Annotated in this window: 12 protein-coding genes; 9 read left to right on the top strand and 3 right to left on the bottom strand. The window is 72.4% G+C overall.

Going from position 1 to position 13,068, the window contains the following annotated elements:
* Positions 1-260: 260 nt before the first annotated feature.
* From AB8Z36_RS12455 to AB8Z36_RS12445, 3 genes are all read left to right on the top strand, one after another.
* Positions 261-1,442: a magnesium and cobalt transport protein CorA gene (locus AB8Z36_RS12455; RefSeq protein WP_369213318.1), complete on the top strand. Its 1,182-nt coding sequence runs from the start codon at positions 261-263 to the stop codon at positions 1,440-1,442.
* A gap of 196 nt (positions 1,443-1,638) precedes the next feature.
* Complete coding sequence (locus tag AB8Z36_RS12450; protein ID WP_369213317.1) at positions 1,639-2,943, top strand: phosphatase PAP2 family protein; 1,305 nt, start codon at positions 1,639-1,641, stop codon at positions 2,941-2,943.
* Positions 2,944-3,132: 189 nt separating this feature from the next.
* Complete coding sequence (locus AB8Z36_RS12445; RefSeq protein WP_369213316.1) at positions 3,133-3,615, top strand: SPW repeat protein; 483 nt, start codon at positions 3,133-3,135, stop codon at positions 3,613-3,615.
* Positions 3,616-3,697: 82 nt separating this feature from the next.
* On the opposite strand, the gene AB8Z36_RS12440 is transcribed toward AB8Z36_RS12445, so the two are convergent.
* Positions 3,698-4,723, bottom strand: coding sequence for a DNA topoisomerase IB (locus AB8Z36_RS12440; protein WP_369213315.1), 1,026 nt, complete (start codon positions 4,721-4,723; stop codon positions 3,698-3,700).
* A gap of 141 nt (positions 4,724-4,864) precedes the next feature.
* Between AB8Z36_RS12440 and AB8Z36_RS12435 the strand changes: the two genes are divergently transcribed.
* The 6 genes from AB8Z36_RS12435 (at position 4,865) to AB8Z36_RS12410 (ending at position 10,899) form a co-directional block, all read left to right on the top strand.
* Entirely contained in the window at positions 4,865-5,341 is a 477-nt protein-coding gene (locus tag AB8Z36_RS12435) for a DUF5709 domain-containing protein (protein ID WP_369213314.1), read from the top strand.
* Between the two features lie 159 nt (positions 5,342-5,500).
* Complete coding sequence (locus AB8Z36_RS12430) at positions 5,501-8,032, top strand: ATP-dependent Clp protease ATP-binding subunit (protein ID WP_369213313.1); 2,532 nt, start codon at positions 5,501-5,503, stop codon at positions 8,030-8,032.
* A 55-nt stretch (positions 8,033-8,087) separates the two neighbouring features.
* A complete protein-coding gene (locus tag AB8Z36_RS12425) occupies positions 8,088-8,897 on the top strand; it encodes an SDR family oxidoreductase (protein WP_369213312.1) in 810 nt (269 codons plus the stop codon).
* A gap of 330 nt (positions 8,898-9,227) precedes the next feature.
* Complete coding sequence (locus AB8Z36_RS12420; protein ID WP_369213319.1) at positions 9,228-9,863, top strand: nucleotidyltransferase family protein; 636 nt, start codon at positions 9,228-9,230, stop codon at positions 9,861-9,863.
* Positions 9,860-10,114, top strand: coding sequence for a hypothetical protein (locus AB8Z36_RS12415; RefSeq protein WP_369213311.1), 255 nt, complete (start codon positions 9,860-9,862; stop codon positions 10,112-10,114). Before AB8Z36_RS12420 ends, AB8Z36_RS12415 begins: the two co-directional genes overlap by 4 nt.
* Positions 10,111-10,899 (top strand): metallophosphoesterase family protein, encoded by a 789-nt coding sequence (locus tag AB8Z36_RS12410; protein WP_369213310.1) that lies wholly within the window; start codon positions 10,111-10,113, stop codon positions 10,897-10,899. The genes AB8Z36_RS12415 and AB8Z36_RS12410 overlap by 4 nt, the downstream gene beginning before the upstream one ends.
* On the opposite strand, the gene AB8Z36_RS12405 is transcribed toward AB8Z36_RS12410, so the two are convergent.
* Both AB8Z36_RS12405 and AB8Z36_RS12400 read right to left on the bottom strand, forming a co-directional pair.
* Positions 10,861-11,901: an NAD-dependent epimerase/dehydratase family protein gene (locus AB8Z36_RS12405; RefSeq protein ID WP_369213309.1), complete on the bottom strand. Its 1,041-nt coding sequence runs from the start codon at positions 11,899-11,901 to the stop codon at positions 10,861-10,863. The genes AB8Z36_RS12410 and AB8Z36_RS12405 overlap by 39 nt on opposite strands.
* Positions 11,898-12,644, bottom strand: a complete 747-nt coding sequence (locus AB8Z36_RS12400) for an SDR family oxidoreductase (RefSeq protein WP_369213308.1) — start codon at positions 12,642-12,644, stop codon at positions 11,898-11,900. Before AB8Z36_RS12400 ends, AB8Z36_RS12405 begins: the two co-directional genes overlap by 4 nt.
* Between the last annotated feature and the right edge of the window lie 424 nt (positions 12,645-13,068).

Raw genomic sequence — 13,068 nt, 5'->3', positions numbered from 1 at the left:
CCGCCTCCATCCGCGTGTGCGCGCCGCCATGCGGAAGCTCGGCGCGCACACGCGGATGGAGGCGGTGGTGGCGGCCCGGCGGGCGGGGTTGCTGCCGTAGACCGCGCGGTGGGGCCGGAGGTCCCCGGGGACCACGCGCCGCGCACCGGCGGCCCGGATCGCCCCGTACATCCACCGTTGACCCCCGTTGACGTCCGTTGCCCTCCGATATCCTCCGTAGGGACGCACGACGACGATCATCCGTCCCGGAGGCGATACACATGGCGGAGCGTCGAGCCCGTCCCACCCCGAGCGCGCGCAGGCGCACCTGGCTGCGGACGCCGCGCCCCGAGGCCGCGGTCACCCCACCGCCCGAGGACGGGCAGACGCCGGGAGCGGCGCGGCCCGCGGCGSCGCGGCCCGCGGCGGCGCAGGGCGAGGCGGCCAGCATCGTGGAGGCGGCCCTGTACCGCGACGGCGTCCGCGTGGCGACCCCGTCCTCCCTCGCCGACACCTTCGGCGAGCTGCGCGAACAGCGGGACGGCATGGCGTGGATCGGCCTGGCCCGCCCGACGGAGGCGGAGCTGCTCTCCCTGGCGGCGGAGTTCGACCTGCACGAGCTCGCGGTCGAGGACGCGATGGAGGCCCACCAGCGTCCGAAGCTGGAGCGGTACGGCGAGACGCTCTTCGTGGTGCTGCGCGCCGCGCGGTACCTCGACGCCCCGGAGGAGGTCGACTTCGGCGAGCTGCACGTGTTCGTGGGCCCCGACTTCGTCATCACGGTCCGGCACGGCGCCGCCCCCGACCTCACGGCGGTCCGCGGCCGCATGGAGAACGACCCGGAGCTCCTCGCCCTCGGCCCCGAGGCCGTGCTCTACGCGATCCTCGACGCCGTGGTGGACGGCTACGCCCCGGTCGTCGCGGGCGTCCAGAACGACATCGACGAGATCGAGACCGAGGTCTTCAGGGGCGACCCCGCGGTCTCCCGGCGCATCTACGAGCTCTCCCGCGAGATGGTCGAGTTCCAGCGCGCCACCCGCCCGCTGGTCGGCATGCTGCACGCCCTCATGGCGGGCTTCGCGAAGTACGGCACCGACGAGGAGCTCCAGCGCTATCTGCGGGACGTCGCCGACCACGTCACGCACACCAGCGAACGCGTCGACGGCTTCCGCCAGGCCCTCGCCGACATCCTCACCGTCAACGCGACGCTCGTGACCCAGCAGCAGAACGCCGAGATGCGGGCCCTCGCGGAGGCGGGCTTCGAACAGAACGAAGAGATCAAGAAGATCTCGTCCTGGGCGGCCATCCTCTTCGCCCCCACCCTGGTCGGCACGATCTACGGCATGAACTTCGACGAGATGCCGGAGCTGCACTGGGCCTTCGGCTATCCGTTCGCGATCGGTCTGATGGCCGTGGTGTGCGTGAGCCTGTACTTCATCTTCAAGCGGCGTGACTGGCTGTAGCCGGGGCCCGGGTTCGAACAGCGGGCGCCCGCCGCCCCCGTGGCGGCGGGCGCGGATGCGAACAGGGAAACCCGCTCGCGCTGCTCCGTTAGCATGATCTGGCTCACGAGGATCACCCGTTCTGACATCTCACGCATCGGCCAAACAGTTGATATCTATGGCATCGCGAATAATCTCGCGGGAAAACTACAGACACATGGTCACGGCCTGGCGCCAACCGCGGGCGCTGCTGTGGACCGCGGTCGTCGTGGTGGGGCTCGGTTTCCTCGTCGCGCTGGAGATCGCCGCGCGCCACTACGGACTGCCGGGGCCGATCACCAACCAGGCGAAAGAGGTGCTGTTCGCGCCCAAGTCGGGGCCGCTGCTCTACGCCAGCATGGCGTTGATGATGGTGGTGCTGACCTGGCGGGAGCGGTTCATCGCCGCCGGGGTCGCGGTCGGCATCGACCTCGTCTTCTTCCTGGTGCGCTGGGTGGTCGACGCCAAGATGATGTTCGGCAACGGCGCGCTGTGGGTGATCCTCGGCGTCGCGGTCATCGCGCTCACCCGCCGCACCGGCTCGGAACGGGTCCTGCTCCTGAAGGGTGTCGGCCTCGGGCTGCTCCTCGTGGCCGGCCGGAAGACCGGTGACACCTGGCTGCTGATCACCTCGAAGACCCGCCCCGAGGTGCTCGACCAGTACGTGGGGACCGCCGACCACGCGCTCGGCAATCCGTCGTGGCTGGTGGGCCGCCTGGTCGAGGCGTCGGGTCCGGTCGGCGAGCACGTCCTCGACTACGTGTACATCCAGCTCGCCGTGGCCGCGGTCATCGTCGCGCTGTACCAGCTCAGGAACGTGGCCACCGAGCGGCGCTTCCCGGGCCACCACCTGGTGCGCACCTTCCTGGTCATCGGCCTGCTCGGCCCGGCCTTCTACATGATCTACCCGGTGGTCGGCCCGATCTTCGCGTACGGCGCCGACGGCGGACAGTTCGCGACGGCCAACCTGTGGCCGGACATCATGCCGCCGCTGAAAACCCCGCAGCACATGGGCTTCAACGAGATCACCCCGCGGAACTGCATGCCGAGCCTGCACACCGCGTGGGCCACCACGATCTTCATCCACTCCCGCAGGGGCCCGCGAGCGCTGCGGTTCGCGGGCACGTTCTGGCTGATCGCCACGCTCGGCGCCACCCTCGGCTTCGGCTACCACTACGGCGCGGACATCATCGCGGGCGTCGTGTTCGCGTTCACGATCGACGCGGCGATGCGCGCGCTCGACCGCGGCTGGGACCGCTCGGCGATCCAGCTCGTCGCCTACGGCGCCACGGTCTTCACCCTGCTCCTCCTCTCCTACCGCTTCCTGTCCATGCCGATGGCCAGGAACCCGTACATCTTCGGCCCCCTCATGGTCCTGTCGATGGTCTCGGTGATCTACGGCTACATGCGCACCACCAGACTCTGGGACCCCCAGCTCACCCCGGTCCCCCAGGCGAAGGAACCGCAACCCGAGATGGTGTGAGCGGAGAGGGGCGGGGCTTCTGGGCCGGACGGGGCATCACTGCCTCTTCCGGCCCTTTTGGTATGCCGTTCCGCGACCCCACTTGTTATACGACAATACGGACATAGCCGAGTATTCTGGGCTTGACCGCACCACAGGCCCCCCTAGCTGGAGGTGGACGCAGTGACAACTTCTTCCAGGTCGCCGTCCATGGAAACGCATCCCGACATCGTCGACATGCGGGCCCGGCACGAGAGTGCCGAGAACATGGCGAGTACGCCGAAAGTGCAGGCCATTGATGCGATGGCCTTTCTGACGGGTCTCTATCTGGCCGCCTCGCCCTGGATCGCGGGCTTCAACGGCCTCACGCGCCTCAGCGTCGTCAATCTCATCGTCGGCATCTCCTACGCGCTGCTGATGAGCGGCGGCTTCGGCCGGGCCTATGACCGGACGCACAGCATGGCCTGGGCCGCCTGTGCGCTGGGGGTCTGGACCATCGTGGCGCCCTGGGTCGTGGCGGGTGACCAGAGCACCACGCGGACCGTGGTCAGCAATGTCATCACCGGCGCCGTCGCCACCCTGCTCGCCATGGCCGCCGCCATGGGAGGCGCGAAGAAGGGCGGGGCCGAGGGCCGCTCCCTGCGTGGGCGGCGCGCGACCGGCTCCGGTGCCTATCGGGCCGGGAGCGGTTGAACCCGGACATCCCTCAGCACAGCGAGCAGCGCAGCAGCCGCGTCGCACGGTATCCCCTCGCCGTGCGGCGCGGCGTTGTCCGTCAGGTCAGCAGGCGCCGTACCGCCTCCTCGATCGCTCCCTGGGTCGCCGGGTGGCCGAACGCGGCGCCGTCGCCGAGGCGGTCCAGGGCGGGGGCGATCGTGCGGCCCTCCTCGAAGAGCTCGACGACCCGGGGGTTGATGTACGAGGCGCGGCACACCGCGGGGGTGTTGCCGAGGTACTCGCTGACCTCGCGGACGGCCCGGGTGACGGCCCGTTTGCGGGCGGTCTCCGACTCCCGCGCGACGCGTTCCGACACCGCGAGGGCGACGGCCGCGAGGACCGTGGCGTGCCAGGTGCGGAAGTCCTTGGCGGAGATGTCGCGGCCTGCGCTGTCGCGCAGATAGGCGTTGAGCTCGTCGGCGTGCACCTCGTGCCAGGCCCCACCGTGCCAGTACGCGAAGAGCCGGTCGCCGCCGCTGGTCCTGCGCAGCAGGGAGCGCAGGACCGCACAGGCGGGCGGGTCGACGAGCGCGCGGGTCTGCGTCTTGGAGAACTTCGCCGGGTAGGTGAGGCAGACCTCGCCCGAGCGGCAGGAGGCGTGCTCCTTCAGCAGGGTGGTGAGGCCGTAGGTGCCGTTGTCCCGCCGGTAGGACTCGTTGCCGATGCGGAAGAAGCCGAGGTCGAGCATGCGTACGGCGCAGGCTAGGACCCGCTCGCGGCCGAGTCCGCGCCCGGTCAGGTCCTCCGTGACCTGGGCGCGCACGGCGGGCAGCGCGGCGGCGACGTCGAGGACGTGGTCGTGCTTCGCCGCCTCCCGCTGCTCGCGGAAGCGCGGGTGGTAGAGGTACTGGCGCCTGCCCGCGGCGTCGGTGCCGACCGCCTGCAGGTGCCCGTTGGGCCACGGGCAGATCCACACGTCCCGCCAGGCCGGCGGGATGACGAGCCGCCGCAGGCGTTCCTTCTCCTCGGGGTCGGTCACGGGGTGCCCCGAGGCATCCGTATAGCGGAATCCGCGTCCCGAACGGACGCGGGTGATGCCGGGCCCGTCGATGTGGCTCGTCCGCAGTCGCCGCTTCTCGCGCATGGTCCCAAAGTGCCCCGAAAGCAGACGATCACATCGCGTAACGGGGCGTTTGGCCCAGTCCGCGGCGGGCACTTCGAGCACCTACGCGCGACGATCCAAGGGAGCAGCGCGATCACCAGAGACCACTAGCGCGAGGTAGTGATGAGCGACCAGAACATGGCGGACGACGCCTACCAGCCCACCGGCGACAACGAGGAGCAGGAGGACGCCGCCCCGCTGGATCTCCAGGACGCGGTGGACGAGCGCAGTTACGACGACATGCTCGACGAGGGCTACTCGCCGCCGGAGAAGCCGCTCGGCGTCACCAAGCCGGGGACCACCGCGGAGGAGCAGCACGAGGGCGAGACGCTCGACGAACGGCTCGCGCAGGAGGTGCCGGACATCGAACCGCCCGCGGGCGACGGCATCGGTGACCTGGCGGGCGGCGACGGCGAGCCCGTGGACCCCGAGGCCGGTCAGGAGCGGGCGGGCCGCCTCGTGGCGCCGGACGAGGGCGCCCACGAGGACACCACCAAGGAGGTCGTCGCCACGGACGAGGGAATCGACGGGGGCGCGGCGTCCGCCGAGGAGGCCGCCGTGCACGTCCTGCCGGAGGAGCAGCTTCCGCCCGCCCCGTAGCAGCCGTGCGCCGACGCGACGCGAGCAACGGGACGGACTCCATACGCACACCCTCACGAACGTGCGCGCGCATACCCATACGCACAGCACACGCACACGCACACGCACACGCCTCACAGGCTGTCCCGCCCGGCCGGGACGCCGGAACGGACGACGGCAATGAGCAGCGGCTACATCGGTCCCGAAGGGTTCGGACAGGACCCGTTCGGGGAGCTCTTCGCACGGTTCCTCGGCAACGGCCGACGGCAGATCGACATCGGCAGGCTGATGAGCGGCCCGGCGCGGCAGCTCGTGGCCACCGCCGCCTCGTACGCCGCCGAGCACGGCAAGAGCAACCTCGACACCGAGCACCTGCTGCGGGCGGCGCTGACCATCGAGCCGACCCGGGGTCTGGTGGAGCGCTCGGGCGCCGACCCGGAGCAGATCGCCGAGGAGATCGACCGGCACTCCGCGGAGACCGAGGGCGCCGTGCCGACGCAGGCCGTCGCGCTCACCCCGGCCGTCAAGCGCGCGCTGCTCGACGCGCACGAGGTGGCGCGGGCGGTCGGCGCCGGGTACATCGGCCCGGAGCACATCGTCATGGCGCTGGCCGCCAACCCCGACTCCGCCGCCGGGCACATCCTCAACGCGGCCCGCTTCGACCCGGGCCCCGCCCCGCAGCCGCCGCAGGGCCACCAGCCGGGCCCCGCCGAGCAGCGGCCGGGCGGGGGCGGGGGCGCCACGCCCACCCTGGACCAGTTCGGGCGCGATCTGACCGCGCGGGCCGCCGAGGGCCGCGTGGACCCGGTGATCGGCCGCGAGGAGGAGATCGAGCAGACCATCGAGGTGCTGTCCCGGCGCGGCAAGAACAACCCGGTCCTGATCGGTGACGCGGGCGTCGGCAAGACCGCCGTGGTGGAGGGCCTCGCCCAGCGGATCGCCGACGGCGACGTGCCCGAGACCCTCGCCGGCCGCCGCGTCATCGCCCTCGACCTGTCGGGCGTCGTGGCGGGCACCCGCTACCGGGGCGACTTCGAGGAGCGTCTCAACGGCATCATCGAGGAGGTCCGCGCCCACTCCGACGAACTGATCGTGTTCATCGACGAGCTGCACACCATGGTGGGCGCGGGCGGCGGCGGTTCCGAGGGCGGCTCCATGGACGCGGGCAACATGCTCAAGCCCGCCCTCGCCAGGGGCGAACTGCACGTCATCGGGGCGACGACCCTGGAGGAGTACCGGCGCCACATCGAGAAGGACGCCGCGCTCGCCCGCCGCTTCCAGCCGATCCTGGTGGCCGAGCCGAGCCCGGCGGACGCGGTGGAGATCCTGCGGGGCCTGCGCGACCGCTACGAGGCCCACCACCAGGTCCGCTACGCCGACGACGCCCTCCTCGCGGCCGTGGAGCTGTCCGACCGCTATCTCACCGAGCGTTTCCTGCCGGACAAGGCCATCGACCTCATGGACCAGGCGGGTGCCCGGGTGCGCCTGCGGGCCAGCACGAAGGGCACGGACGTACGGGCCCTGGAGCGCGAGATGGAGCAGCTCACCCGCGACAAGGACCAGGCGGTGGCGGCCGAGCAGTACGAGCGCGCCACCGAACTGCGCGACCGCGTCGGCGAGCTGGCCCGCAGGATCGATGCCGGGCGGAGCCGCGAGCCCGGCGACGGGCACATCGTCGAGGTGAGTGCCGAGGACATCGCCGAGGTGGTCTCCCGGCAGACCGGCATCCCCGTCAGCACCCTCACGCAGGAGGAGAAGCAGCGGCTGCTCGGCCTGGAGGAGCATCTGCACAAGCGCGTCATCGGGCAGGAGGAGGCCGTCGCCGCCGTGGCGGAGGCGGTCCTGCGCTCCCGCTCGGGCCTGTCGAGCCCGGACCGGCCGATCGGCAGCTTCCTCTTCCTCGGGCCCACCGGCGTCGGCAAGACGGAGCTGGCCAGGGCCCTGGCCGAGGCGCTGTTCGGCAGCGAGGAGCGGATGGTCCGCCTCGACATGAGCGAGTTCCAGGAGCGGCACACCGTCAGCAGGCTGGTCGGGGCGCCGCCCGGTTACGTGGGCCACGAGGAGGCGGGCCAGCTCACCGAGGCCGTACGCCGCCACCCGTACTCGCTGCTGCTCCTCGACGAGGTGGAGAAGGCGCACCCCGATGTCTTCAACACCCTGCTCCAGGTCCTGGACGACGGGCGCCTGACCGACGCGCAGGGCAGGACGGTGAACTTCACCAACACCGTCATCGTGATGACGAGCAACCTCGGCTCCGAGGCGCTGACGGGGCGCGGCGGCACGCTCGGCTTCCGCGCGGACGGCTCGGAGGCGGACGAGGAGGCACGGCGCGAGCAGGTGCTGCGGCCGCTGCGCGAGCACTTCAGGCCGGAGTTCCTCAACCGCATCGACGAGGTGGTGATCTTCCGGCGCCTCACCGGAGAGCAGCTCAGGCAGGTCACCGATCTGCTCCTTGAGGAGACCCGGCGCAGGCTGCGCGCGCAGGACGTCACCATCGAGTTCACCCCGGCGGCGGTGGACTGGCTGGCACGGCGCGGGCACCAGCCGGAGTACGGGGCGCGCCCGCTGCGCCGCACCATCCAGCGCGAGGTGGACAACCGCCTCTCACGGCTGCTCCTGGACGGCCGCCTGACCGCGGGCAGCCGCGTCCTGGTGGACGTCGTGGACGACGCGCTGTCCCTGGACGTCACGGCCGGGCCGACAGCCGGGTAGCGGCCCGCGCTCACCATGACACCCCGTCCCCGCGGGGACCCACGAAGGAGAACCGATGCCCGGACCCAGCACTCCCCCGGCCGGAACGGCCGTCGTCACCGGCGCCGACTCCGGCATCGGCCGCGCCACCGCCGTCCGGCTCGCCGCGGCGGGAATGGACGTGGGGATCACCTGGCACAGCGACGAGGAGGGCGCCGAGCGGACGGCCGATGAGGTGCGCGGCCACGGCAGGCGCGCCGAGGTCGCCCGGATGGACCTGGCCCGGCTGCCCGGTGAGGCGGCCGTGGTCGACGCGCTCGCCGACCGGCTCGGCCGGATCGACGTCCTGGTCAACAACGCCGGTACGGGCACCGCGACACCCTTCGTCGACCTCGGGTACGAGGACGTGCGGCGGGTGGTCGACGTGGATCTCATCGGGCCGTTCCTCTGCGGCCAGCACGCCGCGCGCCGGATGATCCGGCAGGGCGGCGGTGGCCGCATCGTCAATGTGACCTCGGTGCACGAGCACCAGCCCCGGGTGGGCGCCGCCCCGTACTGCGCCGCCAAGGGCGGGCTCGGGCTGCTCACGCAGGTGATGGCGCTGGAGCTCGCGGAGCACGGGATCACCGTCAACGCCGTGGCGCCCGGCGAGATCGCCACCCCCATGACCGGCCAGGAGGACACGGACCCGCACACCGAGAGCCGCCCCGGCATCCCGCTGGGCCGTCCGGGCGACGCCAGGGAGATCGCCGCCGTCATCGCCTTCCTCGCGGGCGCCGACGCCTCGTACGTGACCGGCGCGTCCTTCGTCGCCGACGGCGGCATGCTGCGGATGGGCCCCCAGGCGGGCTCGCATCTGCGCAGCGACGACTGGCGGCGGCCCTGAACACGAGAGGTGGCCCCCTTGACCTCGCGGTATAAGGGGAGGACGGCATCGCCCGCCCCCGCGCGTCGCGGCGCCGCACGGCGAAGTGGCCCGTGTCGAAGCCGCCGGACCGGGTACCGGAGGTGCCTGGAGCGCGGATCGTCTCAGACGGCCGGCCCGCACGATCGGTGCGGCGGCCGCCGTCCGGAAACGGAGCAGCAGGTGACGCGGAACGCAGAGAACATCACTCCCGACCACGCCACTCCCGGCCACGCCACTCCCGGCCACGCCACCGGCGGTCACACCACTGGCGGCCACGCCACTGGCGAGCGGCAGCAGCCGGTCACCGAGCTGCGTCCGGCGGTCCGGCCGATCGGAGTGCGCGACGCCCGGCACGACCTCCCCTCCGAGGAGCTGCCGCCCGACCTCAACCAGGCCATCCTGGAGGCGGCCAAGCAGGTCGGCGCGCTCCTGAAGAGGAACGGCCACGACTTCGCCCTCGCGGGCAGCGTCGCCGTGTACGCGCACGGGGGCGCGGGCAACCTCCAGCACGACGCCGACTTCTGCATCAGGCCGGAGGACGCCGAGGCGGTCGCGACGACGCTCGCCGAGGCGGGCCTGACGGTGTACCAGCCGCCCGAGGACTGGCTGCTCAAGGCCAAGTGCCTGGGCCAGGACATCGACCTCATCTTCGAGCTGGCGCACCAGCCCGTCACCGCCGAGATGCTGGCGCGGGCCATCGAACTGCCGGTGGACTCGGTGCGGATGCCGGTCCTCTCGCCCACCGACATGCTGCGGGCGCTCTGCGCGGCCTTCTCCGAGCACCACTGCGACTTCGGCGCCGTCCTGCCGATCGCGCGGCAGCTGCGCGAGCGGGTCGACTGGGAGACGGTACGCCGCGACTGCGGGGAGGCGCCGATGGCGGCCGCCTTCCTCTTCCTGCTGGAGCGCCTCCAGGTCATCGCACCGCGAGGAGGAGACCGATGAACGACCCGGCCAACGTCGAGTACCGCATCGCCCATCTTCAGGAACGGCTCGCCGCCGAGGAACAGGGCGAGCTCGGCCTGCGCGTGGAGAACCGCGGTTCGTCCGTGACGGTCGCGGGGACCGTGTCCACGGCCCACTGCCGCGAGGAGCTGCTGCGCACCGTGCACGAGGAACTCGACGGGCTCACGGTGCACTGCGACATCGTGGTCGCCGAGGCGGCGGCCCCGGACCACCCGGAGGAACTGTCATGATCCGCGTCGCCGCCGTGGGGGACATCCATATGGGCCTCGACAGCCAGGGCGTGCTCCGGCCCGCCTTCGAGACCCTGCCCGACTGCGCCGATCTGCTCCTCCTCGCCGGGGACCTCACCCGGCACGGCACCCCGGAGGAGGCCCGGGTGGTCGCCCGGGAGGTGAAGGACCTGCCGGTGCCGGTCGTCGCGGTGCTCGGCAACCACGACCACCACGACGACCGGCCGGACGAGGTCACCGCGATCCTGCGCGACGCGGGCGTGCGGATGCTGGAGGGCGAGGCGACGGTCGTCGAGGTCGACGGGGCGCGGGTGGGTGTCGCGGGCACCAAGGGGTTCGGCGGCGGGTTCGTCGGGCGCTGCGGCAGCGAGTTCGGCGAGCGCATGATGAAGGACTTCATCCGCTACACCCGCCGCTGCGCGGACGGCCTGCGCACCTCCCTCGCCGGCCTGGCGGAGCAGGGCTGCGAGACCCGGGTCGCCCTCACGCACTTCGCCCCGGTGCCGGACACCCTCGCGGGCGAACCCCTGGAGATCTATCCCTTTCTCGGCAGCTATCTGCTGGCCGAGGCCGTGGACGACGCGGGCGCCGACCTCGCCGTCCACGGCCACGCGCACGCGGGCACCGAGCACGGCATGACCAGCGGCGGCGTCCCGGTGCGCAATGTGGCCCAGCCGGTCATCCGCAAGGCGTTCAACGTCTACCACCTCAAGGGCCGCGAGCACGCGGGCGCCGCCACCGGACGGTCAGCCGCCGCGCCGCCCGGACCACATCCCGGTCAGTGACGGCGAGCCCCTCCGGTCTGCGCGGAGGTCGGCGCGGGAGGCGGCGCGGCGCGCGCGGAAGTCGGCGATGGTGCGTCCGAGACCGTCGTCCAGGGTGGTCCTCGGCGTCCAGCCGAGGAGTTCGTGGGCGAAGCCCGTCACGGGGCCGGGCGTCTCCGGTTCCCCGGTGTCCGCGCCGGTGTACCGCAGGGGCGCGTCCGAGCCGGTCAGGGTGAGCACTCTGCGGGCCACCTCCGCCACGGTCGCCCCGGCGTCGCCGCCGATGTCGACCGGCCGCACCGACCGGCTCGCGGCGACCAGGAGGACGCCGTCGACCGTGTCGTCGACGTAGCAGAGCGAAGGGGTGTGGCCGCCGTCACCGGGGACGGTGACCGGTCCGCCGTCCAGGGCCTGCCGGATGAGGGCGGGGACCACGCCGCCGTCGCCGGGGCCCATGCGCGGACCGTGGACGGGAAAGATCCGCACGATTCCCGCGTCGGCCTCCCCGGCGCTGACGAAGGCGGTGGTCAGGTTCTCGGCGAAGCGCCGCGAGGTGTGCTCGGCGGGGCACCGCGCGGTGTGCTCGGCGGGGCACCGCGCGGTGTGCTCGGCGTGGCAGGTGGAGCCGAGCAGGAAGCGGGCGCCGTCCCTGCCCGCCACGGCGAGGGCGTTGCGGGTGCCCAGGCTCGCGGCGTCGAGCGCGTCCAGCGGGCCCTGCCGCGAGTCCGGTGCCGTGGCGAGGCACATCAGGTGCAGCACCAGGTCGTACGGGCCGGGGAGGGTGTCGGGCGCGCCGGGCCGCGCGAGGTTCCGCTCCAGATGGCGGAAGCCGGGGCGGCCCGCGAGGTGGGCGATGTCACGGGCCGCGCCGAGCGGCAGACCGTCCACGCAGTCGACCGCGACGCCCGCGTCGAGCAGGCGCTCGCACAGGTGCGAGCCGAGAAAACCGGCACCGGCCGTCACCATGGCCCGCCGCCAGGGAGGCGGGGCCACGGGCGCCATGGAGAACATGGGCCGCGTCATGGCCAGGACGGCTCGCAGCGGGGCACGACGACCAGCTCGCCGACCACGCTGCCCGCCGGGACGGAGAGGGCGTACAGGACCGTGTCGGCGACGATGTCCGGGCTCTGGAGCAGCGTGACGTCGGCGTCGGGGAAGCGCTCCATGATGAACGGGGTCTCCATGCCGCCCGCGATGATCCCGGTCACACCGATGCCGGTGCAGTCGCGCTGCGCCTCCTTGAACAGTGTGTGCGTGAACGCCCGCAGCCCCGACTTGGCCGACGCGTACGGTCCCGCCTCGGTCCAGGTGCGGTTGGCCGCGGTGGACAGGATGTTCACGATGTGACCGCCGCCACGGCTGATCATGCGGCGGTAGGTCTCCAGGCACAGGTACATGGGCCCGAGCAGGTTGGTCTCGACGACCCGGGTCACCTCGTCGGCCGTCAGGTGCTCGATCGGCTTGGAGACGTCGACGGCGGCGTTGTTGACCAGGATGTCGAGCGGCTGCCCCGCCTCGTCGAGGTCCCGGAAGACCGCGGCCACCCCCACGGCGTCGCGGACGTCCATCTCCACGAACCGGGCGTCGAGGCCCTCCCCGGTCAGCTCCGCGCAGAGCTCCACGGCGAGGTCCTTGCGGACGTCGGCGAGAAGGACGGAGGCCCCGGCCGCGGCCAGTCTGCGGGCGATCGAGGCGCCGAGGCCCCGGGCGGCGCCGGTCACCAGCGCCTGCCTGCCGTGGAGGTCGAGCTGCGCTGGGGCGCTCATGCTGTGCCTTTCGTCGACGGGTCGTCGTCCGGATGAGTCGGATGAGTCGGATGAGAGCGGTACGCGCCGGGACGCGCTGAGTGACCGCCCCCTCTCCCACTGTGACCCCGGGCGCCCCGGACGGCACCTCGGGAGCGGAGCGGCCGAGGGGCGCGGGGCTGTGGCCCGCGTCACCGGAATCCCGGGCTCCGACGGGTCGCGGAGCCCGCCGGAGAAGCGTGTGAGCAAGCCCACCAGAAGCGCCAACCAGCCATGTGCGGAGGGGCTGTTGGGGATTCGCGGGGCACCTTGCGGGCGCGCCGTCCGCACGTACGGAAGAAGCGCTTCAGAAGCGTCTGCCACCATGGTCATCGCCGTACTCCGGAGCGTCTCGACAAGACCTGACGCCAGCACGGGAGACGCCCTCGCGGCGACACGGCAGCCG

It is taken from the genome of Streptomyces flavofungini, from assembly GCF_041028215.1.
Lineage (GTDB): Bacteria > Actinomycetota > Actinomycetes > Streptomycetales > Streptomycetaceae > Streptomyces > Streptomyces flavofungini_B.
Note: the sequence above shows the minus strand (reverse complement) of the source record. Positions and strands in the feature narration are given on the sequence as shown.